21 protein-coding genes are annotated in these 21,900 nt (G+C 71.1%); 11 read left to right on the top strand and 10 right to left on the bottom strand.

What is annotated here, in order from left to right:
• Positions 1 to 87 precede the first annotated feature (87 nt).
• Together ACLIRP_RS04630 and ACLIRP_RS04635 are read left to right on the top strand one after the other, a co-directional pair.
• The gene (locus ACLIRP_RS04630) at positions 88 to 489 is read left to right on the top strand and encodes a GNAT family N-acetyltransferase (protein ID WP_412062789.1); all 402 of its coding nucleotides are present in this window, start codon (positions 88 to 90) and stop codon (positions 487 to 489) included.
• Positions 486 to 956, top strand: coding sequence for a DinB family protein (locus ACLIRP_RS04635; RefSeq protein WP_412062790.1), 471 nt, complete (start codon positions 486 to 488; stop codon positions 954 to 956). Before ACLIRP_RS04630 ends, ACLIRP_RS04635 begins: the two co-directional genes overlap by 4 nt.
• Here the strand turns inward: ACLIRP_RS04635 and ACLIRP_RS04640 are convergent.
• Positions 953 to 1,975 carry a S66 peptidase family protein gene (locus ACLIRP_RS04640; protein WP_412062791.1) on the bottom strand — a complete coding sequence of 341 codons (1,023 nt, stop codon included), beginning with the start codon at positions 1,973 to 1,975 and terminating at the stop codon, positions 953 to 955. The genes ACLIRP_RS04635 and ACLIRP_RS04640 overlap by 4 nt on opposite strands.
• Positions 1,976 to 2,060: 85 nt before the next feature.
• Positions 2,061 to 3,317 (bottom strand): NADP-dependent isocitrate dehydrogenase, encoded by a 1,257-nt coding sequence (gene icd / locus ACLIRP_RS04645; protein WP_412062792.1) that lies wholly within the window; start codon positions 3,315 to 3,317, stop codon positions 2,061 to 2,063.
• A 108-nt stretch (positions 3,318 to 3,425) separates the two neighbouring features.
• Here icd and ACLIRP_RS04650 point away from each other — a divergent pair, with 108 nt between their 5' ends.
• Positions 3,426 to 4,463: a D-alanine--D-alanine ligase family protein gene (locus ACLIRP_RS04650; RefSeq protein WP_412062793.1), complete on the top strand. Its 1,038-nt coding sequence runs from the start codon at positions 3,426 to 3,428 to the stop codon at positions 4,461 to 4,463.
• 31 nt (positions 4,464 to 4,494) lie between these two features.
• Here the strand turns inward: ACLIRP_RS04650 and ACLIRP_RS04655 are convergent, their stop codons facing one another.
• The 3 genes from ACLIRP_RS04655 to ACLIRP_RS04665 all read right to left on the bottom strand — a co-directional run bounded on the left by ACLIRP_RS04655 (position 4,495) and on the right by ACLIRP_RS04665 (position 7,314).
• Positions 4,495 to 4,872: a T9SS type A sorting domain-containing protein gene (locus ACLIRP_RS04655; RefSeq protein ID WP_412062794.1), complete on the bottom strand. Its 378-nt coding sequence runs from the start codon at positions 4,870 to 4,872 to the stop codon at positions 4,495 to 4,497.
• 592 nt (positions 4,873 to 5,464) lie between these two features.
• A complete protein-coding gene (locus tag ACLIRP_RS04660) occupies positions 5,465 to 6,565 on the bottom strand; it encodes an FIMAH domain-containing protein (RefSeq protein ID WP_412062795.1) in 1,101 nt (366 codons plus the stop codon).
• A 248-nt stretch (positions 6,566 to 6,813) separates the two neighbouring features.
• On the bottom strand, positions 6,814 to 7,314 hold the full coding sequence (locus ACLIRP_RS04665) for a hypothetical protein (protein WP_412062796.1): 501 nt from the start codon (positions 7,312 to 7,314) through the stop codon (positions 6,814 to 6,816).
• 246 nt (positions 7,315 to 7,560) lie between these two features.
• Here ACLIRP_RS04665 and ACLIRP_RS04670 point away from each other — a divergent pair, with 246 nt between their 5' ends.
• Complete coding sequence (locus ACLIRP_RS04670) at positions 7,561 to 8,871, top strand: UDP-N-acetylmuramoyl-tripeptide--D-alanyl-D-alanine ligase (protein ID WP_412062797.1); 1,311 nt, start codon at positions 7,561 to 7,563, stop codon at positions 8,869 to 8,871.
• Positions 8,872 to 8,955: 84 nt separating this feature from the next.
• Here the strand turns inward: ACLIRP_RS04670 and ACLIRP_RS04675 are convergent, their stop codons facing one another.
• Positions 8,956 to 9,705 (bottom strand): polyprenol monophosphomannose synthase, encoded by a 750-nt coding sequence (locus ACLIRP_RS04675; RefSeq protein WP_412062798.1) that lies wholly within the window; start codon positions 9,703 to 9,705, stop codon positions 8,956 to 8,958.
• Between the two features lie 170 nt (positions 9,706 to 9,875).
• Between ACLIRP_RS04675 and pdhA the strand changes: the two genes are divergently transcribed.
• The 5 genes from pdhA to ACLIRP_RS04700 all read left to right on the top strand — a co-directional run bounded on the left by pdhA (position 9,876) and on the right by ACLIRP_RS04700 (position 15,761).
• Positions 9,876 to 11,027: a pyruvate dehydrogenase (acetyl-transferring) E1 component subunit alpha gene (gene pdhA, locus ACLIRP_RS04680; protein WP_412062799.1), complete on the top strand. Its 1,152-nt coding sequence runs from the start codon at positions 9,876 to 9,878 to the stop codon at positions 11,025 to 11,027.
• A 22-nt stretch (positions 11,028 to 11,049) separates the two neighbouring features.
• Entirely contained in the window at positions 11,050 to 12,084 is a 1,035-nt protein-coding gene (locus ACLIRP_RS04685; RefSeq protein ID WP_412063691.1) for a pyruvate dehydrogenase complex E1 component subunit beta, read from the top strand.
• Between the two features lie 96 nt (positions 12,085 to 12,180).
• On the top strand, positions 12,181 to 13,563 hold the full coding sequence (locus ACLIRP_RS04690; RefSeq protein WP_412062800.1) for a pyruvate dehydrogenase complex dihydrolipoamide acetyltransferase: 1,383 nt from the start codon (positions 12,181 to 12,183) through the stop codon (positions 13,561 to 13,563).
• Positions 13,564 to 13,605: 42 nt separating this feature from the next.
• On the top strand, positions 13,606 to 14,433 hold the full coding sequence (locus tag ACLIRP_RS04695) for a metallophosphoesterase family protein (protein ID WP_412062801.1): 828 nt from the start codon (positions 13,606 to 13,608) through the stop codon (positions 14,431 to 14,433).
• 50 nt (positions 14,434 to 14,483) lie between these two features.
• The gene (locus tag ACLIRP_RS04700; protein WP_412062802.1) at positions 14,484 to 15,761 is read left to right on the top strand and encodes a DUF3667 domain-containing protein; all 1,278 of its coding nucleotides are present in this window, start codon (positions 14,484 to 14,486) and stop codon (positions 15,759 to 15,761) included.
• Here the strand turns inward: ACLIRP_RS04700 and ACLIRP_RS04705 are convergent.
• Positions 15,751 to 16,161 carry a putative toxin-antitoxin system toxin component, PIN family gene (locus ACLIRP_RS04705; RefSeq protein ID WP_412062803.1) on the bottom strand — a complete coding sequence of 137 codons (411 nt, stop codon included), beginning with the start codon at positions 16,159 to 16,161 and terminating at the stop codon, positions 15,751 to 15,753. The two genes, ACLIRP_RS04700 and ACLIRP_RS04705, sit on opposite strands and share 11 nt — an antisense overlap.
• A 2-nt stretch (positions 16,162 to 16,163) precedes the next feature.
• The gene (pckA, locus tag ACLIRP_RS04710; RefSeq protein ID WP_412062804.1) at positions 16,164 to 17,774 is read right to left on the bottom strand and encodes a phosphoenolpyruvate carboxykinase (ATP); all 1,611 of its coding nucleotides are present in this window, start codon (positions 17,772 to 17,774) and stop codon (positions 16,164 to 16,166) included.
• Positions 17,775 to 17,937: 163 nt separating this feature from the next.
• Here pckA and ACLIRP_RS04715 point away from each other — a divergent pair, with 163 nt between their 5' ends.
• Complete coding sequence (locus ACLIRP_RS04715) at positions 17,938 to 19,362, top strand: GWxTD domain-containing protein (RefSeq protein ID WP_412062805.1); 1,425 nt, start codon at positions 17,938 to 17,940, stop codon at positions 19,360 to 19,362.
• A 7-nt stretch (positions 19,363 to 19,369) separates the two neighbouring features.
• Complete coding sequence (locus tag ACLIRP_RS04720; RefSeq protein ID WP_412062806.1) at positions 19,370 to 19,888, top strand: GNAT family N-acetyltransferase; 519 nt, start codon at positions 19,370 to 19,372, stop codon at positions 19,886 to 19,888.
• On the opposite strand, the gene ACLIRP_RS04725 is transcribed toward ACLIRP_RS04720, so the two are convergent.
• Both ACLIRP_RS04725 and folD read right to left on the bottom strand, forming a co-directional pair.
• On the bottom strand, positions 19,885 to 20,931 hold the full coding sequence (locus ACLIRP_RS04725; protein WP_412062807.1) for a mechanosensitive ion channel family protein: 1,047 nt from the start codon (positions 20,929 to 20,931) through the stop codon (positions 19,885 to 19,887). The genes ACLIRP_RS04720 and ACLIRP_RS04725 overlap by 4 nt on opposite strands.
• Complete coding sequence (gene folD, locus ACLIRP_RS04730; RefSeq protein WP_412062808.1) at positions 20,931 to 21,800, bottom strand: bifunctional methylenetetrahydrofolate dehydrogenase/methenyltetrahydrofolate cyclohydrolase FolD; 870 nt, start codon at positions 21,798 to 21,800, stop codon at positions 20,931 to 20,933. The genes ACLIRP_RS04725 and folD overlap by 1 nt, the downstream gene beginning before the upstream one ends.
• Positions 21,801 to 21,900 lie beyond the last annotated feature (100 nt).

Raw genomic sequence — 21,900 nt, forward strand, 5'->3', positions numbered from 1 at the left:
CGCCAGCAGGTCGCTTCGGCTCTACCAGCTCTCCCGCAAACCCCGCCCGTCCCCGCGCGTACGCTCGGCCCGACGCCCCCCCGCCCGATGACCGACCCCGCCGCGCTCGCCCTGCGCGACACCCTCGACGGCCTCACCCCGGCCCGCATCGCCACCCTCTACCGCCGCGCCCCGCTCCTGCGCTCGACCGACAACTCGGAGCGGCTCTGGGCCGCTTTCGAGAACTCGTCGCTCGTGCTGACGCTCTGGGACAAGGACCGGCTCGTCGGGCTGGCGCGCGTGCTCACCGACGGCGTCAGCACCGCCTACTTGTGCGACCTCGCCGTCGAGCCCGACCTCCAGGGCGCGGGCGTCGGCAAGCGGCTCATCGACGAGATCGGGACCCGGCTGCCCGGCGCCGAGATCGTGCTCCGCGACTCGAACCTGTCGACCGGCTTCTACGAGCGCCTGGGCTTCTCGGCCGTCGGCAACGCGTGGATCCGCGGATGAGCGACGCCGCCCGGTACACGCTCGACGCCCTCCAGAAGACGCGCGCCTCGCTCGGCGGCCTGCTCGACCGGCTCAGCGACGAGCAGTGGCTCGCGGTGCCCGACGGGGTCCGCAACAGCATTCTCTGGAATGTCGGCCACATCGCCGTCACCGCCGACCTGCTGACGTACGGGCTCGCGCGGCGCGCAGTGCCGTCGCCCGACTGGGCCGTCGCCGCCTTCCGCAAGGGGACCGCGCCCGCCGACTGGTCCTCCGCACCCGACATCGCGGCGACGCGCGCGCTCTTCGACACCGGCCTGGCCCCGCTGGCGGCCGACCTCGGCACAGACATTTTCGCCGACTTCCGCCCGTATACGACCACGCCGGGCGTGACGTTGGCGAGCGTCGAGCAGGCCGTCGCGTTCAACGCCTTCCACGAGGGACTGCACACGGGCACGATCGCCGCGATCTACCGGCGGATCCGCTAGCGCACGGCGGGCGCCAGCAGGCGGATCGTCCCGGCGTCCGCGTCGATCTCGGCCTCGGCGCCGATCGGGACCGTCAGCTTGCGCGAGGTGTGGCCGATGCTGGCGCCCTGAAACGCCGGGACGCCGAGCGGCGCGACGTGCTGGCGGACGACCTCGCCGAGCGTGAACCCGTCGACCTCGCCCGAGTCGGGGTCGCACCGCGGGCAGACGCCGAACACGAAGCCCGCCAGCCCCGCCAGCAGGCCCGCCTGGCCGAGCTGGGTCAGCATCCGGTCGATGCGGTAGATCCCCTCGCCGATGTCCTCGACGAACAGGAGGTGGCCGCGCAGATCCGGCATCCACTCCGTCCCGACGAGCGACGCGAGCACGGACAGGTTGCCGCCGACGAGCCGACCCCGGGCCCGTCCGGGCGTGATCGGCGTCGGGGCCGAGAGCGGCGTCGCGGGCGTCCGCAGCGTCGCGGCGGTGCCGTCCATGACGACGCTCCGGAAGCTGTCGCCCGTCGCCCCGGCCATCTCGGACGTGGCGTTCGGGCCGTGGAAGGTGACGAGCCCGGCGCGGGCGTACGCCGCGAGCAGCAGCGACGTGTTGTCGCTGAAGCCGCACAGCACCTTGGGGTTTGCCCGCACCACGTCCCAGTCCACGAGCGGCAGTGCCCGCGCGGCGCCCCAGCCGCCGCGCATGGCCATCACGGCGTCGACGCGGTCGTCGGCGAACATGGCGGTGATGGCGTCCGCGCGCTGGCGGTCGGTCCCGGCGAAGTAGCCGTCGCGCGCGAGCAGCGTGGGCGCGGCGACGGCCTCCAACCCCAAGCTCGCGAGGTTGGCTCGCGCCTCGTCGATGATGGACGGCCGGTACACGATCCCGGCGGGGGCCACCAGGCCGACGGTGTCGCCGGGCCGCAAGCGGGGTGGGCGGACCGGGTCGTGCCGCTGGCGGTCGCCGGACGCGAGCGCGACGGGGGCTGACAGGGCCGCCGTGGCGAGTCCGGTGGTGGTCAGAAAATGGCGGCGGTGCATGGGCGGCGGGAGGGGCCGGAAGGACGGCGGCCCACCCCGAACGTTGTCAGGGTGGGCCGCCGTCTCCGGTCCGTCGTCTGTGGTCCTACAGGTTCTCGATGAGCGCGTCGCCGAACTCGGAGCACTTGAGGAGGGTGGCCCCCTCCATCTGGCGCTCGAAGTCGTACGTCACGCGCTTCTGGCCGATCGTCGTCTCCATCGACGAGATGATGGCGTCGGCGGCCTCGGTCCAGCCCATGTAGCGGAGCATCATCTCGCCGGACAGGATGACCGACGACGGGTTGACCTTGTCCTGCCCGGCGTACTTCGGCGCCGTCCCGTGGGTCGCCTCGAACAGCGCGACGCCCGTCGTGTAGTTGATGTTGGCGCCCGGCGCGATGCCGATGCCGCCGACCTCGGCCGCCAGCGCGTCCGAGACGTAGTCGCCGTTGAGGTTGAGCGTCGCGATGACGCCGTACTCGGCGGGCCGCGTCAGGATCTGCTGCAGGAACGCGTCGGCGATGACGTCCTTGACGGTGATCGTGACGCCGTTCTTGGTGAACTGGCGCCACGGGCCGCCGTCCAGCTTCTCGGCGCCGTACTCGGCGTCGGCGAGCTCGTAGCCCCAGTCGCGGAAGGCGCCCTCGGTGAACTTCATGATGTTCCCCTTGTGGACGAGCGTGACCGAGTCGCGGCCATCGGCGACGGCGTAGTCGAACGCGGCGCGGACGAGCCGCGCGGTGCCCTCCTGGGAGACCGGCTTGATGCCGAAGCCGGCCGAGTCGGGGAAGCGGACGTTCTTGAAGCGCTGGGGGAAGTGCTCCTTCATCAGCGCCTTGAACGTCTCGGCGTCCTCGGTCCCGTTCTCGAACTCGATGCCGGCGTAGATGTCCTCCGTGTTCTCGCGGAAGATGACCATGTCGACGTCCTCGGGCGCCTTGACGGGCGAGGGGACGCCGCTGAAGTAGCGGACGGGCCGGACGCAGGCGTAGAGGTCGAGCTTCTGGCGGAGCGCCACGTTCAGGCTCCGGATGCCGCCGCCGACGGGCGTGGTGAGCGGGCCCTTGATGGACACGAGGTGCTCGTCCATGGCCGTGAGCGTGTCCTGCGGGAGCCACTCACCGTAGGTGTCCATGGCCTTCTGGCCGGCGAAGACCTCGAACCACTCGATCTGTCGCTTGCCCCCGTACGCCTTCTCGACGGCCGCGTCGAGCACGCGCGAGGCCGAGGCCCAGATGTCGGGCCCGATGCCGTCGCCCTCGATAAACGGGATGATGGGGCGGTCTGGGACGGAGAGCCCGTCGGCGGTCATCGTGATGGTCTCGCCAGCGGCGGGCGTGGTCAGGTCCTTGTAGTCGGCCATGCGTGGGTCGGGGTTCGGGAAGAGAGGGCGGGGAAGCTACGCGAGACCGGGCGCGGCGATCCGGCGGGCGGGGGCGGCTAGCTTGCGGGTCCCCCCCCGAGCGCCCCCATGCCCCACGTCGGACTCCTCTACGGCGGCCAGTCGGCCGAGCACGAGGTCTCGATCCTGTCCGCCGTCAACGTCGCCGCCGCGCTGGCCGCGCGGCACCGCGTCACGCCGATCTACATCGACCGCGACGGCCGCTGGCGGGTGACGCGCGCGGTCGACGGGGGCGAGGGCGACCGGCTGGGCTTCGGGCCCCACACCGGCGGCGACACGCTGCGCGTCGACGGGCTCGGCGGGCTCGGGCTCGACGTGGTCTTTCCCGTGCTCCACGGCCACAACGGCGAGGACGGCACGATCCAAGGCTTTCTGCACACGCTCGGCCTCCCATATGTCGGACCGGATGTGCTGGCGTCCGCGGCGTGCATGAACAAAGCCGTCGCCAAGCGGCTGCTCGAGGCGGCGGGGCTGGCGACGACCCCGTACCTCGTGACGTATGCCCACCACGACCGGCCGGACTTTGCGACCGTGCAAGAGCGCCTGGGGCCGACCGTCTTCGTCAAGCCCGCCAACTCCGGGTCGTCCGTCGGCGTCTCGCGCGTCGAGACCGAGGCCGAGTGGGGCGCCGCGCTCGACCACGCGTTCCGCTACGACAAGACGGTCGTCGTCGAGACCGGCATCGAGGGGCGCGAGATCGAGGTGGCCGTCTTGGGCAACGAGCGCCCGGAGGCGTCGGTCCCGGGCGAGATCGTCATCACGACCCAGTTCTACGACTATGACTCGAAGTACACCGACCCCGACGCCAGCCGCATGGAGGTGCCCGCCGACCTCGACGACGACACCACGGCGCGGCTGCGCGAGCTGGCCGTCGACGCCTACGTTGCGCTCGGCTGCGAGGGGCTCGGCCGCGTCGACTTTTTTGTGACGGCCGACGGCGAGATCCTGGTCAACGAGATCAACACGATCCCCGGCTTCACCGCGCGCAGCATGTACCCGGTGATGTGGGCCGCGACGGGGCGCCCAAACGAGCAGCTGGCGGACGATCTCGTCCAGCTGGCGCTCGACCGGCACGCCCGGGACGCCCGCCGCCAGCTCACGCGCTAAGTCCGACCGCCTCGGCCCAGGGCGGAGGGCGCTAACGGACGACCGTGACGGTCCGCGTCGCCTCGTCGTCCCCGGCCATCACACGGACGGCATAGACCCCAGAGGCCAACTCGGAGGCATCGACGGGCAGACCATGGGTGCCCGGAGGGTGCGGGCCGGAGGCGATCAGGCGGCCTCGGACGTCGAACAACTCGGCGAGGACGTCGGTGGGCTCGGGGAGGTCGAGGGTGACCTCGGCGTGGTCCGATGTCGGGTTGGGCGACGGTCGGGAGAGGGCAAAGCGTACGGGCAGAGGCGCCTCCTCGTCGTCGCCGGTGCGGACGGGCCCCGGGAGAAGGCGGAACGGAGCGCCGAGCGCTCGGACGTAGCGGCCGTCTGTGGTTTCGGCGACGACGCCGACGCGGTACATCCCGGGACGCAGCTCACCGCCCGGAGACCACGGCCAGATCTGCGTACCGCCCCCTGGAATGGGGTACGACCCCTTCGACCTGTGGAGGTGCCGGACCGCGACGATCCGGCCCGACCCGTCGAGAGCCTCGAGGTACTCCCACCGCGAGCGTGACCAGTCGAGCCCCGAGCCCGCCCATCCTGTGCGGGTGTCGTCGCCGATGGCTAAGACGTTGCCGTGCCCAGGGGCATAGACGCTGAGCTGAATCCGGTCACTGGCGACCACCTCGAAGGCCGGCCCGCGGAACGTGGAGACCTCGAACTCTCCTTCGTACGTCTCCCTCGTGCTCGCCTATCGTAGTGGGAAGGGGAGTCCAGATGTCCGGGGCGGTCCGGGTATCGGGGGCCTGCCATCGGTATCCATCGGTGCAGACGACGGCGACGGACAGCGGCACGCCTAAACTTATCGGAAGTGAGAAATGCCGGCTACAACGGCGGGGCCGTCCCAACGAAGAGGCGGCCCCGCTCGTGGTCAGGCCGTCAGCGAGCTCTGTGCCTTTCCGGTGGTTCCCCCGCCTCTGGTTCGAAACGGGGGAACCACTGGGCACTACCTCTCAGAGGGAAGCGATGGCCTCAGCTGCGGCCAAGAGCGGGTCGCCCTCGGCCGCAGTGAGCCGCCCACTCCGAACGAACGCCTCGACCTGATTGACGAACGCCCCGAGCTGGTTCATCGCTGGACGCTCCTTCCCCCGCTCCAGCTTGGCGATCACGTTCCGAAGCTTGGAAGTCAGCGCGTTCTTCTGACCCTGGTTCAACGACCCCAGCGCCTCGACGGCGGCCATGATGTCGTACGCATCGGCCACACGGGCGTCCGGCGCTGCGCGGATGTTGTCGAGCGTGGAGTTGGCGCCCTCGAAGTGGAACCACATCGCGTCCCACGCCGAGGGGTCACGGCCGTCCCCCGTGCCCGGCACGAGCCCGAGCGGGACGCCCTGGAGCGCAGGCACGGGCTGGAACGCGGGGTCACCGTCGGAGAGGTTGCGGTAATAGGCGTCGGCCGTGCCCGCACCACCGTTCGCGGCGAGGTCCATGACGAGACGCATCCGAACCCACGTCCCCGGACCGACAGCCGAACGCGGGACGTCAACGCTCCCCGTCCCCCCGGCCTCGATCACGCTCACGAGCGGGATGCATCCGCCCCGGACGACGATCTGGGGGCCGACCTCGAGGGGGGTGTAGCGCCGGACGGCACCGTCGCCGCCCGAGTCGTGGCCGAGCGCGAACTGCGTGCCCCAGCACGTCCCGCCCATCTCAACCTCAAGGAGAGCGTGAGTCTCGGATCCGTCGAAGGATGGAATCGAGAACGCGCCGTCGCTGACGCGGGAGGCGTCGGCGCCATACCCCGGGCCGGCTCGGGAAAACCGAGGTGCGGGCGTACCGTCGAACCCGAAGGTCTCGGAGACGCCCACGTAGAATGAGCTGAAGGGGAAGCCCTCCGTGGTCCAGTTGTCCTGGCCACCGATGGTGACGTAGGGATGGGTGTCGTTGCCCGTCAACCCGTTAAAGTCGTAGCTCGCCACGGGCGACGGGGGGGCAGGGCGGGCGAACGCGATGGTCCCGTCTGCGTCCGCAACCGAGACGTCGGGGCCGGCGGCCTGGTCGCACGCGGCGAGAACAAGAACGAGGCCTAAGGCGAGGGGAAGGGTCAGTCTCATGGCTGGACAAGGCAAGGGGAGGGGGACGACCAGGGCGGGTGGTTAAAGTATTGATGATGAGACATTTATCCTCCAGAACTTGCTGTCCCTCTCGCTCCCGGGGCGTCTGGCCGACAACCAAGCCACAGTAACCTCGATAGAGATAGCCTCTTGATGGTGATCTCGGACGCGGTGGTCTAAGCCGCCACGCCGAACCCCGCCATGGGGCTCGCCACCGTCCGCGCCTCGGTCGGGACCCCGTCCGACGTCTAGGCCGAGGTATTCGACCCGCTCACGTCCGGCTGGCCCGTCACCGCAGCGCGAATCCGGCAATCTGGCACGAGCGGATCCCACGAGGTCACGTAGGGAAAGATGTCGTCAGGCGGGGGAGGGGGCTCAATGGCCCGATAGTTCGGATGGACCTTGGCGTACCCGGTGTTCGGGACCGCCGTCTCCAGCGCGAGGGCAGGCTGATCCGGGCAGATGAGGTCGATGGTGGCGTCGAGGTCGAGACCGCGGGACTCCCACCGCACCTCCAGGATATCGAAGAAGGCGCCTGTCGTCCGGAGTGGGCTGGTCGGCCGAACCACACGAATGCCGGGCCCGGGCTGGTCGAGCCAGGGGTCGCGGCCTCGTTCCAGCGTCGTGATGCGGCCGCTCCGGATGGCGGCGAGCACATCGCCCCAGCGCCGCTCTTGCTCCAAGACCTGCTCCACTGTGACCCGGTGCTGGGCGGAGGCGAAGGGGGTGATCACCAGGGTGAGCAGCACCAGGCCTGCAAGTCGTCGGGTCTCCATGGCAGGTAAAGGAGCGAGGGACGGGCATCGGCGAACTGGACGTGAGTAGGAATTGGGCAGGGAGTGCGTACGAGGTTTGGATTCTTCCTGCGACGTTCGTCCCTCGTACAGGCCCCGCTTCTAGGACGCCTTGGGGGTGGGGAAGTCAGGGAGGGGGTGGTCCGGTGCGTGGACCCCGACTGCGCCATGGCGAGTAGGCCCGGCCCCATCCTCGCGCCCATGGCCTTCTCGACCGACACCCGCACGCTCCAGCCCGGCGACACCTACGTCGCCATCCGTGGCGAGACACACGACGGCCACGCCTTCGTCCCCCAGGCGCTCGCAAAGGGCGCGGCGGCCCTCATCGTCGAAGAGCCCGTCGAGGCGCCCGCGGACGTGGACGTGACGGAGGTCGCCAGCAGCATCGACCACCTGGTCGCCCTGGCGTCGACCCGGGTCCGCCAGCTGGGCTGCCGAACGGTCGCCATCACGGGGAGCGTGGGCAAGACGACGGCGCGGACGGCGGTCGTGGCCGTGCTGTCGCAGGCGTTCACCGTTAAGGGCTCCGAGGGCAACAAGAACACGCCGCTCGGGCTGTCGCTGACGCTGCTCAACGCCGATCTCACGCCCGAGACCGTCCTCGTTCTGGAGATGGGCGCCCGGCTGTCGGGCGACATCAAAGAGCTCTGCGCCGCGTTCCCGCCGACCGTCGGCGTGGTCACGAATGTGCGCGGCGTCCACCTCGAAACGCTGGGGAGCCTGGACGGCGTCGAGCGCGAAAAGTCCGAGATCGTCCGCGCCCTCGACGCCGACGGGACGGCCGTCCTCAACGGCGACGACGACCGCGCGCGGCGCATGGCGTCGGTGACGGCCGGATCCGTCGTGCTCTACGGGACCTCGTCGGAGTGCGACGTGCGCCCGGAGCACGTGACCGCCGACCTCCCGATCCTGGGCGACCACGCCGTCTACACGGCGATGCTGGCGACCGCCGTCGGCCGCGCCTTCGAGATGGACGATGCGACGATCACGCGCGGCCTGGAGGCCATCGAGTCCGAAAAGGGCCGCTTGCGCAAGCTGCCCGGCCGGGGGGGCAGCACGCTCGTGGACGACACCTACAACGCCTCGCCCGACGCCACGCGCTCGGCGCTCGACGTGCTGGCGGGGCTGGACGCCGAGCGGCGCACCGCCATCCTGGGCGACATGCTGGAACTGGGCGAATCGGAAGTCCAGGAGCACGTCGCCGTCCTGCGCCACGCTCTTCAGCAGGCCGACCGCGTCTGGGCCGTTGAGTCTCCGTACACGATCATGGGCCGCGCCGTCGCCGCGCTGGCCGACGGCGAGCGCCAGCAGCTCGAGTTGTTCGCGTCGTCGCACGACGCCGCGCTGGCGGTGCGCGACGGGCGCCTCGGGCTCGGCTCGGGCGACGCCGTGCTCGTCAAGGGCTCCCAGGGCGCCCGGATGGAGCGCGTCTCCGAAGCCGTGCTGGCGCCGGACCTCGACCCGGCCGCCGTGCTCGCGCGGCAGACCGAGCAGTGGAAGGCGATCGAGTGAGTGAGGAACGGGGGACTGGGAACGGGCAGAGGGCCGACCTGGGGACCCCGACTGCCCGTTCCTCTTTCTCCGTTCCCCGCTCTTTTACAGCCGGCCGAACAGCGCGCGGGCGCGGAGCTCCCACACCTTGCCCATCGCCTCGCGCACGATGGCCCCGCTCATCTTCGACTCGCCCTCGCTCCGCTCCGTAAACACGATCGGCACCTCGACGAGCCGGAAGCCGCGCCGCCACGCGCGGTAGTTCATCTCGATCTGGAACGAGTAGCCGTTCGAGCGGACGCGGTCGAAGGGGATGGCCTCGAGCACGGCGCGGCGGAAGCACTTAAAGCCGGCCGTCACGTCGCGGATCGGCAGCCGCGTGATCAGCCGCGTGTAGACGCCCGCCCCGTAGCTCAGCACGAGCCGCCCGAGCGGCCAATTCAAAACACGCAAGCCGTCGACGTACCGGCTCCCGATGGCGACGTCGGCGCCCTCGCGGCACGCCGAAATCAGGTGCGGGAGGTCGTTCGGGTTGTGCGAGAAGTCGGCGTCCATCTCGCAGACGTAGTCGAACCCGGCCGCCAGCGCGTGGCGAAAACCGGCGAGGTACGCCGTCCCGAGCCCCAGCTTTCCCTCGCGGCGGAGCAGCCCGACGCGGTCGGGCGCCTGCTGGCGGCGCGCGTCGACCAGGTCGGCCGTCCCGTCGGGCGAGCCGTCGTCGACGACCAAGACCGAGAGGTCGCCGTCGAGCGCGAGCACGGCGTCCACGATCGCGTCGATCGTGCCGGCCTCGTTGAAGGTCGGCACCACGACGACCACGTCGCCGGCGGGGGGGGAGAGGAACACGTCGGGCACGGCGTGAGGATACCGCGGGCGCCGCGGGCGCCGGACCGTCGCTGCGTGATGAGACGGCGAGGATGGCGACGCCCGCCCGCCGGGGCCCCGTTGGCGGCGGTAGCTTTCGGCTCGCCGCCGGATCCCGCCCGGGCGCCGGCGGTTCGCCTCACGCACCCCCCCGACGCCCGATGGCCGGCACGACCGCTAAGAAGAAGGCTCCCGCGAAAAAGGCCCCGGCCCGCAAGGCCGCGGCGAAGACGGCCGCTGGCAACGGCGCGTCCGACTTCACGCCCGCCGTCCCCGACGTCCGCATCTACCGCGACAGCGGCCACACCCACGAGTCGCTGGGCCTGAGCGCCGACGACGTGCTGGCGATGTACGAGAACATGCTGCTGCAGCGGCGCTTCGAGGAGCGCGCGGCGCAGATGTACGGCCGCCAGAAGATCGCGGGCTTCCTGCACCTCTACATCGGCCAGGAGGCCGTCTCGACCGGTGCCGTCTGGGGCACGCGCCCCGACGACCCCATCATCACCGCGTATCGCGACCACGGGCTGGCGCTGGCGCGCGGGATGAGCTCCGAGTCCGGCATGGCCGAGCTGTTCGGCAAGATCGACGGGTGCTCGCGCGGCAAGGGCGGCTCGATGCACTTTTTCGACGTCGAGAAGCACTTCTACGGCGGGCATGGCATCGTCGGCGGCCAGATCCCGGTCGGCGTCGGGATGGGCTTCGCGTGCAAGTACAAGGAGACCGGCGGCGTCGCGATGGCCTTCTTCGGCGACGGCGCCATCAACCAGGGCGCCTTCCACGAGGCCACCAACCTGGCGGCGCTCTACGACGTGCCCGTGCTCATCATCGTCGAGAACAACGCGTACGCGATGGGCACCTCGATCGAGCGCTCGCGCGGCGACGCCGAGCTCTACAAGCAGGCCTACCCCTACGGCATGCCGGCCGCCGTCATCGACGGGATGGACCTGTTCGAGGTCTACGGCGCCTTTAAGGAGATCGCCGACGACGCCCGCGGCGCGACCGACGGCCAGACCAAGCCGTACTTCGTCGAGGTCCAGACGTACCGCTACCGCGGGCACTCGATGTCGGACCCGCAGAAGTACCGGACGAAGGAGGAGATGGAGTCCAAGAAGAACGAGGACCCCATCATCCGCACCAAGACGTACCTCCTCGACAACGACCTCGCGACCGAGGAGCAGCTCGACGCCATCGACGAGACGGTCAAGGCCGAGGTCATGGAGGCCGTCGAGTTCGCCGAGAACAGCCCGCTCCCCGGCATCGAGACGATGTACGAGGACGTGTATTCGGAAGACGGCGTCCCGATCGTCGAGTAGACCGGTTGAGGCACGACCGCTCCTGTCCAGGCGCCACGTCCCCCGACCGTCCACGCCCGCACATTTAACCCAAGACATGGCCGACCTGCAGTACCGAGAAGCCCTCCGCGCCGCGATGGTGGAGGAGATGGAGCGCGACGAGAACGTGTACCTCATCGGCGAGGAAGTCGCCGAGTACGACGGCGCCTACAAGGTGTCGCAGGGGATGCTCGACCAGTTTGGGCCCAAGCGCATCATCGACACGCCCATCTCCGAGGCCGGCTTTGCCGGGCTGAGCATCGGCGCCGCGATCATGGGGCTCCGGCCGATCGTCGAGTTCATGACGTGGAACTTCACGTTCGTGGCGTTCGACCAGATCGTCTCGAACGCCGCCAAGGTCCGCTACATGTCGGGCGGCCAGGCCAAGGTCCCGATCGTCTTCCGGGGCGGGAACGGCGCCGCCGGCCAACTCGGCGCGACGCACTCCAACTCGGTCGAGGCCCTGTACTCGAACGTGCCGGGCTTGAAGATCGTGGCGCCCTCGAACCCCGACGACGCCAAGGGCCTGCTCAAGGCCTCGATCCGCGACGACGACCCCGTCCTGTTTCTGGAGTCCGAGCTGATGTTCGGCCTGCGCGGCGAGGTGTCGGACGCCGAGGACTACATCATCCCGATCGGAGAGGCGCGCATCGCGCGCGAGGGGGACGACGTGACGATCGTGGCCCACTCCAAGAGCTACTGGCTGGCGATGGACGCCGCCGAGGAGCTGGCGAAGCAGGGCATCGAGGCGACCGTCATCGACCCCCGCACGATCCGCCCGTTCCCGATCGGGGCCGTCGTCGACTCGGTCAAGAAGACGAACCGCCTGGTGATCGTCGACGAGAGCCAGCCGTTCGGCGGGATCGCGGCCGAGGTCGGCTTCCAGATCCAGCGCGAGTGCTTCGGCTACCTCGACGCCCCGGTCGAGCGCGTGACCGCCAAGGACGTCCCCGCGCCGTACGCCAAGAACCTCATCGAAGCCTGGATGCCGTCGGTCGACGGCGTCATCGAGGCCGTCAAGAAGACGCTGTATGTGTGATGAGTAAAGGGTGATGGGTGATGGGCGCTGCCCAGACCCACGCCGCCTTGCCATCCTGCCCCCCCTTTACCCCTCACCCTCAACCCTTCCCCCGCTATGGCCATCGCCGTTGAAATGCCCAAGATGAGCGACACGATGGAGGAAGGCGTCCTCGTCGCGTGGCTGGCCGAGGAGGGCGCCTCCGTGTCCGCCGGCGACGTGATCGCCCAGGTCGAGACCGACAAGGCGACCATGGACCTCGAGGTCTACGACGACGGCGTGCTGCTCAAGCGCGTCGTCGGTGAGGGCGACTCGGTCCCGATCGGCGCGCTGATCGCCGTGCTCGGCAAGGAGGGCGAGAGCGCCGATGACGTCATCGGCCAGTACGGCGGCGACGGCGCCGCCGGCGACGCGGCCGAGGTCCAGGCGGCCCCGCCCGCGACGGATGAGGGGAACGCCGCGCCGGCCGGGCTCGACGGGATCGCGCCCGTCGCCGAAGCCATCGACGCGCCCGCGCCGAGCGTCCAGCCCGTCGGCGGCGACGGCGCCGCGCCGTCCGCGACGCCCGCCGCGAGCAGCGCCGACGGCGACCGCGTCAAGGCCTCGCCGCTGGCGCGCCGCATGGCCACAGAGGGCGGCCTCGACCTCGCGACCGTACAGGGCTCCGGCCCGGACGGCCGCGTCGTTAAGCGCGACGTCGAGGCCGCGCTCGCGGGGACGGCCCAAGCGAAGGCGCCCGCCGCCAGCGCCCCGGCCCCGGTGCCCACCAAGGCGCCCGCGTCCGCCGCGCAGCCCGTCTCGGCCGGCGGCCAGGACGTGCGCATCACCCAGATGCGCAAGACGATCGCCAAGCGGCTCGCGCAGAGCAAGTTCACTGCGCCGCACTTCTACCTGACCGTCGACGTCGACATGTCGACGGCGATCGCCTTCCGCGGCGACATCAACGCGCTGACCGAGGCGCAGGGGCTGGCGAAGGTGTCGTACAACGACCTCATCACGAAGGCCTCGGCCGTCGCGCTCGGGCGCCACCCGATGGTGAACGCGAGCTACCTCGAAGACGAGGGCGTCATCCGCCAGCACGACGGCGCGCACGTGGCGGTCGCGGTCGCCATGCCCGAGGGACTCATCACGCCCGTCGTCCGCGACGCCGACCGCAAGGGGCTCGCGGCGATCGCCGCCGAGACGCGCGAGCTCGCGGGCCGCGCGCGCGACGGCAAGCTGGACCCGGCCGAGTACAGCGGCTCGACGTTCACGACCTCGAACCTCGGCATGTTCGGGATCTCCGAGTTCACGGCCATCATCAACCCGCCGAACGCCTGCATCCTGGCGATTGGCGCGATCCGCGACGTTCCGGTCGTCAAGGACGGCGCCGTCGTGCCGGGCCAGGTGATGACGCTCACGCTGTCCTGCGACCACCGCGTCGTCGACGGCGCCAGCGGGGCCGCCTTCCTGGGGGACGTGAAGGCCATGCTCGAGTCGCCCTCACTGATGCTGGTCTAGCGTAGGCATGGGGGCCCGCGCCCTCGCCGCTCGCCCCGCTCCATGCCGACGCTCGCGCACCTTTCCGACATCCACTTTGGCCGCATCTCCGACGAGCGCGTGGTCGACGCGATTGTCGGGGAGGTCAATGCGGCGGGGCACGACCTGGTCGTCGTCTCGGGCGACCTGACGCAGCGGGCGCGGACGCGCGAGTACCGGGCGGCGCGGGCGATGCTCGACGCCATCGACGCGCCGACGATCGTCGTGCCCGGCAACCACGACGTCCGCGCGTGGTGGCACAACCCGTTCGAGCGGGTCTGGCGCTCGTCCAAGCGGTTCCGGCAGCACATCACGGAGGACGACACGCCGGCGTTCACGGCGCCCGGGTTGGCGGTGTTCGGCCTCAATTCGGCGCACGGGCTGACTATCAAGGGCGGGCGGATCCGCGAGGAGCACGTCGACGAGATGGAGGCGTTCTTCGCGCGCCAGCCCGCCGGCGCGTTCCGCGTGCTCACGCTGCACCACCACCTGCTGCTGCTGGAGGGGCTCGGCGACCACGACGTCTCGCGCGGCGCCCGGCGCGCGCTCGACGCCGCCCAGCGCGCGCGCGTCGACCTCATCCTGTGCGGCCACCTCCACCGCAGCCACGTCGCGCCGGTCGAGCTGAACCCGACCGGCGACGCCGACAGCCACCGGATCGTGATCGCGAGCGCGGGCACGGCGACCTCGAACCGGGGCCGGGGCGAGGACCGGGCCGCCAACTTCTACAACGTGGTGACCGTCGAGGCCGACACGTTCTGCGTCGCCGAGCGCCGGTTCGACGCCGAGGCCGGGCGGTTCGAGGAGGAGCGGACGACGACGTTCGCGCGCGACCGCCGGGCGGACTCGTAACTGGGCCAGCGCCAGCCCCGTAGGTTGCCGCCCGCCCCGCCACGCGCCTCGTGTCCGATTTCGACGTCTTTGCCGCCGCCGCCGCGCTCGCCGACGACGAGGAGCCGCGCCGCGCGCCCCGGTCCGGCTCGCCGACTTGCCACAACTGCGCGGCGCCCCTGACGGGCCCGTACTGCGCCGCGTGCGGACAGATCGACCAGCCGCTGCGGATTCCGCTCCACCGGTTTCTGGCCCAGTCGCTCGTCGAGTTTTTCGGCGTCGACGGCCGCGTCTGGCGCACGCTGTTCGCGCTAGTCTTCAAGCCGGGGACGCTCACGCGCGACTTCCTGGCGGGCCGCCGCAAGCGCTACCTCCGCCCGCTGCGGATCTACCTCTCGGCGACGCTCCTGTTCTTTTTCCTGCTCCAGCTGCTCGACCCCATCGGGCGGATCCAGGCCGACTGGCGGGGCGGCCCGGCCATGTCCGACACGACCGTCACCGCCGCCGCCTACGTCGACTTTCTCGACGGACGGCTGGCGGAGGAGGCCGTCGAAGTGGCCGAGCTCGTGGCGCTCGCGGACTCGCTGCAGGCCGCCGCCGACAGCGCGCGCGCGGCGGTCGAGACCGCGCCGGACTCGCTGCGCGCCGACGCCGAGGACGGGCTCGCCGACTTGGTGGACGATCTCGACGACGCGCTCGACGATGCCCGGAGCGCCGACGGCTCGCTCGATAATCAGCGCTTGGAGTGGCAGCGGGCCCAGGCGGCTGCGTTCCCCCCTGACAGCCTTATTGATACGAAGGATCTGTTCCAAGCCTCCGTCCTCGTGGTTGGCTCCGACAACGACATCAACGTCAACGCGCCCGGGTGGCTGAACGACGCCCGGCCATTGCAGGAGCTCCGAGAGGCACGGACCCCTGAGGAGCAGGCGCAAGCGGGCACGGACCTCGCGCGGAGCTCGATCGGCAAGGTGCCCATCGTGCTGTTCCTGATGCTCCCGCTGTTCGCGCTCCTCCTCAAAATCCTCTACGTCCGGCGCGGGTGGTACTACTCCGAGCACTTGGTGCTGGGCTTGCACACGCACGCCTTCACGTTCGTGATGTTCACCGTCATCGCGCTGCTGTTGACGGCGTTCCCGACGGATAGCGACAACTCGCCAGTGAGCGTGCTGTCGGCGCTCCTGATCGGCGTCGTGCTGCCGATGTACTACCTCGTCACCATCAAGCGCGTGTACGGACAGGGCTGGATCAAGTCCATCGTCAAAACGAGCGTGCTGGTCGCGGTGTACTCGATGACCTTGATCGTGGGCGGGTCCGTGTTGGCGGTGATCCTGGCCGCGCTCAGCGCGTGATCTGGGAGGGCCGTCGCGCGTCGAGGCCGTGCGCCAGCGCGCCGTCGAGCAGCGGCGCATCGAGCGTGACCAGCACGGCGCCGTGGGCGTCCGCGAGCGCGGCGAACCGGCGGTCGGTCTCCCCAGGGATAGAGGGGTAGCGGTCCGACGCGAGAGGCCCGTCGATGCGGCCTGCGGGCGGAAAGAGCCCGTCGGGGTCGAGGCCGCGCAGCGGCGGGATGCGGCCCAGGACGGCGAGCCCCTCGGCGCGCGTCGCCGGGCTCCACAGCGCGAGCAGGCGCCCCGCGCGGACCGCTTGCGCCAGCCGGCCCGACGCCGAATCGGGCCGGAACCCGGCGGCGACGAGCACGCACGTGTCGAGCACGACCCGGCGCGGGACGGCGTCGCCCCGCGCCGGCATCGCTAGGCGACCTCCTTCGTGGGGCCGGCGGCGCAGACGGCCTCGGAGGCCTGCTCGCGGTACTTCTCGAAGTTCTCCGCGAACATGTCGGCGAGCTGTCGGGCCTTGGCGTCGTACGCGGCCGAGTCGTCCCACGTCTTGCGGGGCTGGAGCACGGCGTCCGGGACGCCCTCGATGGCGGTCGGGACGGCCAGCCCGAAGACGGGCTCCGTCGTCGTCTCGGCGTCGTCGAGCTCGCCCGCGAGCGCGGCGTTGACCATCCGCCGCGTCCAGGCCAGCTTCATGCGGTTGCCCGTGCCGTACGGCCCGCCCGTCCAGCCGGTGTTGACGAGGAAGACGCGGGCGCCGCTCTGGGCCACGCGCTCGCCCAGCATCTCGGCGTAGCGGGTCGGGTGGAGCACCATGAACGGCTCGCCGAAGCAGGCCGAAAAGGTCGCCTTGGGCTCGGTGACGCCGCGCTCGGTCCCGGCCACCTTGGCCGTGTAGCCGCTCAAAAAGTGGTACTGCGCCTGATCGGGCGTGAGCCGCGAGATGGGGGGGAGCACGCCGAACGCGTCGGCGGTCAGGAAGACGACCGTCTCGGGCACGCCGCCCATCCCGTCGTCGCTGGCGTTGGGGATCTGGTAGATGGGGTACGAGAGACGCGTGTTCTCGGTGATCGTCGCGTCGTCGAAGTCGATCTCGCGGTCGGGCGTGAGCGCCACGTTCTCGGCGAGCGTCCCGAACTCCTGGGTCGTCGCGTAGATCTCGGGCTCGCCCTCGGGGGAGAGGCGAATGGCCTTGGCGTAGCAGCCGCCCTCGAAGTTGAACACGCCCTCGTCGCTCCAGCCGTGCTCGTCGTCGCCGATGAGCACGCGGCTGGCGTCGGCCGACAACGTCGTCTTGCCGGTCCCGCTGAGCCCGAAGAAGACGGCCGTGTTGCCGCCGCCGACGGCCTCGTTCGCGGAGCAGTGCATCGGGAGGACGCCCTTGCCGGGGAGCACGTAGTTGAGCGCCGAGAAGATCGACTTTTTGATCTCGCCCGCGTAGTTCGTCCCGCCGATCAGGACCAGCCCGCGCCCGAGGTGCAAGAGCACGAACGTCGACGAGTTGAGCTCCTCGTTGACCTGGTCGGTCGCTTTGAAGTCGCACAGGTCGAGGACCGTGTAGTCGGGCTCGAAGTCCTCGAGCTCCTCGACGGTCGCCGGGCGCAGGAACATGTTGTAGGCGAACATCGAGTGCCACGCCTTCTCGGTGATCACGCGGACGCGGACGCGGTAGCGCGGGTCGGCGCCGGCGTAGCAGTCGCGCACGAAAACGTCGCGGCCCGTCGCGTAGCGCGTCATCGCGCCGTGGATGCGCTCGAAGGCGCCTTCGGAGATCGGCCGGTTGGTGGCGCCCCAGGCGACGTCGTCGGCCGACGAGGGCTCCTCGACCACGAAGCGGTCGTTGGGGGAGCGGCCGGTGTGCGGGTCGGTCCGCGTCGCGAGCGGGCCGCCGGCGGTCAGGCGGCCCTCGCCGCGGCGGACGGACAGCTCCACGAGCCGGGCCGGCGGGAGGTTGTAGTAGACCGTCTGGGTGCGGTCGAGGCCGAGCTCGGCGAGGTGGCGGAGGACGGGGTCGGGGGCGTTCATCGTCGGGGGGAGTTCAGGAAGCGCTTCCGGAAAGGGGACGCGCCGGCGCCTGCGAAGGGCGGAAAGATACCCGACGGGGCACCCGGGCGGATCCGGGGTCGCCCGGGACGCACGTTATCTTCGCCCCGCCCGTTCCGTGTGGGCGTCTCCCAACCCGCCCCGTATGCTCCGTTTTTCCGCGCTCGCGGCGCTTGCCGCCCTCGTCCTCGCTGCCCCGGCCTCGGCCCAGCAGCCCGCCCCCGCCGTCTCCTCGGCGTCTTCGGCCGTCGTCTTCCGGCCCGACGCCGCGACGTTCCGCTACACCGACGACCAGTCGCTCGTCGAGCTGTACCTCTCGCTCCGCGCCGAGTCGCTCCCGTTCGTGCGGACCGACAGCGGCCTGGTGGCCTCGATCCCCGTCCACGTCCAGGTCCGGACCGTCTCGCAGGGGGCCCCGGCCGGCGCCGCGGCGCCCATCATCGACGAGACGTACGACTTCGCCTACGCGCTCGCCGACACGTCGATGATCGGCTCGGGACAGGTCTTCGTCGAGCAGATGCGGATGGCCGTCGCGCCCGGCGCCTATGAGATCGAGGTGGCCGTTGCGCCCGAAGGGGAGAGCGAGGTCCGGGCGCTGCTCGAGCTGGCCGTGCCCGACTACGCGGCCGACGGCGGCACGGCGATCTCGGCCGTCCAGCTCGCGTCCGACGTGCAGCGCTCGACCGACACGGCGCACCCGATGTGGAAGAGCGGGCTGGTGGTCCGCCCCAACCCCGACGCGTTCTACGGCGGCACGCGCGGGGCCGTCTCGTACTACGCCGAGGTCTACGAGCCGCCGACGGCCGGCGACGAGTACACGCTGCTGTCGTTCGTGTCGGAGAGCATTGGCGGCTCCGCGATCGCCGGCCACGAGCGCCGGGCCACGCGCGCCGTCCGGCCCGTCGACGTGGTCGTGGGCCAGATCGACGTGGGCGACCTGCCGAGCGGGATCTACTTCCTGCGCTTGGTCGCGCTCGACGCGGCGAACGAGGCGGTCGCCGAGCAGTCCAAGCGGTTCTTCATCATCAACCCCGACGTGGAGCGGCCCGAGTCGCTCGCGGGCGACATGACCTACGAGGAGACGCTGTTCGCGGCGATGGGCGAGGAGGAGCTGGAGCTCAACGTGCGCCACGCCCGCGTAATCTCGACGGCGCGCGAGCAGGCGCAGATCGACGCGATCGTGACCGACGACGACCGCCGCCGCTTCCTGACCAACTTCTGGGCGGCCCGCGACACCGACGGCATCCCGCGCTCGAACGAGGCCCGGCGCGCTTTCTACGACCGGCTCCGGCTTGTCGAGCAGCGGTTCTCCGAGTTCGGCAAGGAGCCCTACCGGACCGACCGCGGCCGGATCTACCTCACCTACGGCCCGCCGACCGAGATCGACCGCCGCATCTTCGAGGCCGACGCCTACCCCCACGAGGTCTGGTACTACGACAACATCCCCGGCGAGGGCCGCTCCATCTTCGTCTTCGTGGACCGCTTCTCGTCCGACCAGTACGACCTGCTCCACTCCGACGTGACGGGCGAGGTCTCGCTGCCGAGCTGGGAGACCGAGATCGTACGGTAGCGGGCCGATGGGCCCGCGCGCACGCCAGATCCGCCCGGAGACGCCCGCCGACGGGCCGGCGGTCCGCGCGCTGACGCGGGCCGCGTTCGGGCGCGACGACGAGGCGGCCCTCGTCGACCGCATCCGCGACCGGGCCGCCGACTACGCCGCGTTCGTCGCGGAGGCCGGCGGCGATGTCGTCGGGCACCTGGCGCTGAGCCGGGTCACGCTCGACCCGCCGGCGCCGGGGCTGACCGCCCTCGGGCTGGCGCCGATGGCGGTGGCGCCGGAGGTGCAGCGGAGCGGGGTCGGGTCGGCCCTCGTCCGGCACGCGCTGGCGTGGTGCCGCCGGTCGGGCGTCGGCGCCGTGTTCGTGCTCGGCCACCCGACGTACTACCCCCGGTTCGGGTTTGAGCCCGCCGCCCGCTACGGGATCGCCGACGAGTACGGCGCGCCGACCGAGGCGTTCATGGTCGCCGAGCTGACCCCGGGCGCCCTGGCGGATGTCGTGGGGACCGCGCGGTACGACCCGGCCCTCGCCGGCTAGGGCTGGGCCGTCGGTTCGGAGGCCGGCGGCTCTCCGGGCCCGAGGAGCCGCGTGCCCTCGAACGCCTTCGCCTCGTCGATGAACAGCTGGAGGTGCGGGAACGGGATCTCGATGCCGGCCGCGCGGAGCGCCTCGAACACCTTCTCCTGGTACTCGAACCGGATCGGCACCTCGATCTTGGGGTCGCGCAGGTGGAGCCGTAGCTCCATGTTGACCGACGAGTCGCCGAGCTCCGTCACCACGACGGCCGGCGCGTAGTCCGGGTGGATCCGCCTGTCGCCCTCGGCGAGCGCGAGGACGACGGCGCGCGCGGCGGACGGGCTCTCCTTGTACGCGATCCCGAACGGCACCACGACGCGGAGCGCGCGCAGCATCGAGTGGTTGATGACCTTGTTCGAGATGACGTTCGCGTTCGGCAAGATCGCCATCTCGTTGTTGAGGGTCCGGAGCCGCGTCGTGCGGAGCGTGATCTCCTCGACGGTCCCGAAGGTGTCGTCGAGCTCGATGTTGTCGCCGACGGCGAACGGGCGGTCGAGCAGGATGGTCACGCCCGCGATCAGGTTCTGGACGGTGTCCTGGGCGGCGAACCCGAGGGCGACGCCGGCGATGCCGAGCCCGGCGATGAGCGGCGCCACGGCAATGCCCAGCTTGTCGAGGACGGCGACGGCGGCGAGCACGGCGAACGTCCCGCGCAGGGCCCGCAGCACAAGCTGCTCGATGCCCGCGTCGACGCGGCGCGAGCGGCCCATCGCGCGGCGGAGCACGCTGTGGGAGACCCGGTAGACGACGTAGAAAAACAGCCCGACGACGACGGCGGGCAGCAGCCCGTCCAGCAGGAACCCACCGACGGCGTCGAGCACGCCTTCGATGGCGGCCTCCCATCGGCCCTCCGCGAGCGCGTCGGTCGCCACTTCCAGGTCGCGGCCGAGCCGTCCTAGGCCCTGCGTCGTGTCGACGACCGACGAGTCGGCGGCGGCTCGCGCAAGGGAGTCCTGTGCGAGCGAGTCGGCGGCGGCCGTGGAGTCGAGGGCGGCGGGCTGCATCAGGCGCGGCGGCGGGCGGCCTCGAGGGTGTTCGCCAGCAGCATCGCGATCGTCATCGGGCCGACGCCGCCGGGCACGGGCGTCAGCCATCCGGCCACGGATCCGACGTCGTCGGCCACGTCGCCGACGAGCCGGTAGCCCCGCTCGCGGCGCGCGTCGTCGACGCGGTTGATGCCCACGTCGATGACGGCGGCGCCGGGCTTGACCATGTCGGCCGTCACGAAGGCCGGGCGACCGATCGCGGCGACCAGGATGTCGGCCTGGCGCGTGATGGCGCCCAGGTCGGCCGTGCGGCTGTGGCAGACCGTGACGGTCGCGTCGGTCCCGCGCCGCAGGAACAGGCTCGCCATCGGCTTGCCGACGATGTTGCTCCGGCCCACGACGACGGCGTGCGCGCCGGCCGTCGGGATCCCGGCGCGGACGAGCAGCTCGACGATCCCGGCGGGCGTGCACGGCAGCAGCGTCTCCTCGCCGAGGACGAGGCGCCCGACGTTCTCGGGGTGGAACCCGTCGACGTCCTTGGCCGGGTCGATGGCCCGGATGACGGCGCCCTCGTCGACGTGGTCGGGGAGCGGGAGCTGGACCAGGATCCCGTCGACGCCGTCGTCGGCGTTGAGCGCGGCGATCGTCGCTAGCAGGTCGGTTTGCGCCAGACTCTCGGGAAATGAGAGCGTCTCGGCGTCGATGCCGGCTTCGCCGGCGGCTTTCGCCTTGGCGCGGACGTACGAGGCGCTGGCGGGGTGGTCGCCGACGAGCACGACGCGCAGCGAGGGGGCGCGGCCGTGCGCCTTGGCGAAGGCGTCGGCGCCCTCGGCGACCTCGGCGCGGACATCGGCGGCGACGGCGCGGCCGTCGAGGATCTGAGCCATCGGTTTTGGAATGGGGGACCGCCGCCAAGCTAGCGGGACGGCGGCGGGATGGGCGAACGGGAAGAGGAGGGGAGGAGAAGAGGACGGGAGGCAAGGAGGG

It is taken from the genome of Rubrivirga halophila (assembly GCF_046845755.1).
In the GTDB taxonomy this organism is placed as follows: Bacteria; Bacteroidota; Rhodothermia; order Rhodothermales; family Rubricoccaceae; genus Rubrivirga.

Excerpts from the sequence above, each read along its gene's own strand:
- ACLIRP_RS04725 (WP_412062807.1), bottom strand. The coding sequence starts at position 20,931 with ATGCAGCCCGCCGCCCTCGACTCCACGGCCGCCGCCGACTCGCTCGCA.
- folD (WP_412062808.1), bottom strand. The coding sequence starts at position 21,800 with ATGGCTCAGATCCTCGACGGCCGCGCCGTCGCCGCCGATGTCCGCGCC.
- ACLIRP_RS04705 (WP_412062803.1), bottom strand. The coding sequence starts at position 16,161 with ATGCCGGCGCGGGGCGACGCCGTCCCGCGCCGGGTCGTGCTCGACACG.
- ACLIRP_RS04640 (WP_412062791.1), bottom strand. The coding sequence starts at position 1,975 with ATGCACCGCCGCCATTTTCTGACCACCACCGGACTCGCCACGGCGGCC.
- ACLIRP_RS04660 (WP_412062795.1), bottom strand. The coding sequence starts at position 6,565 with ATGAGACTGACCCTTCCCCTCGCCTTAGGCCTCGTTCTTGTTCTCGCC.
- ACLIRP_RS04650 (WP_412062793.1), top strand. The coding sequence starts at position 3,426 with ATGCCCCACGTCGGACTCCTCTACGGCGGCCAGTCGGCCGAGCACGAG.
- ACLIRP_RS04630 (WP_412062789.1), top strand. The coding sequence starts at position 88 with ATGACCGACCCCGCCGCGCTCGCCCTGCGCGACACCCTCGACGGCCTC.
- ACLIRP_RS04655 (WP_412062794.1), bottom strand. The coding sequence starts at position 4,872 with ATGTACCGCGTCGGCGTCGTCGCCGAAACCACAGACGGCCGCTACGTC.
- ACLIRP_RS04635 (WP_412062790.1), top strand. The coding sequence starts at position 486 with ATGAGCGACGCCGCCCGGTACACGCTCGACGCCCTCCAGAAGACGCGC.
- ACLIRP_RS04690 (WP_412062800.1), top strand. The coding sequence starts at position 12,181 with ATGGCCATCGCCGTTGAAATGCCCAAGATGAGCGACACGATGGAGGAA.
- pdhA (WP_412062799.1), top strand. The coding sequence starts at position 9,876 with ATGGCCGGCACGACCGCTAAGAAGAAGGCTCCCGCGAAAAAGGCCCCG.
- ACLIRP_RS04715 (WP_412062805.1), top strand. The coding sequence starts at position 17,938 with ATGCTCCGTTTTTCCGCGCTCGCGGCGCTTGCCGCCCTCGTCCTCGCT.
- icd (WP_412062792.1), bottom strand. The coding sequence starts at position 3,317 with ATGGCCGACTACAAGGACCTGACCACGCCCGCCGCTGGCGAGACCATC.
- pckA (WP_412062804.1), bottom strand. The coding sequence starts at position 17,774 with ATGAACGCCCCCGACCCCGTCCTCCGCCACCTCGCCGAGCTCGGCCTC.
- ACLIRP_RS04670 (WP_412062797.1), top strand. The coding sequence starts at position 7,561 with ATGGCCTTCTCGACCGACACCCGCACGCTCCAGCCCGGCGACACCTAC.
- ACLIRP_RS04695 (WP_412062801.1), top strand. The coding sequence starts at position 13,606 with ATGCCGACGCTCGCGCACCTTTCCGACATCCACTTTGGCCGCATCTCC.
- ACLIRP_RS04720 (WP_412062806.1), top strand. The coding sequence starts at position 19,370 with ATGGGCCCGCGCGCACGCCAGATCCGCCCGGAGACGCCCGCCGACGGG.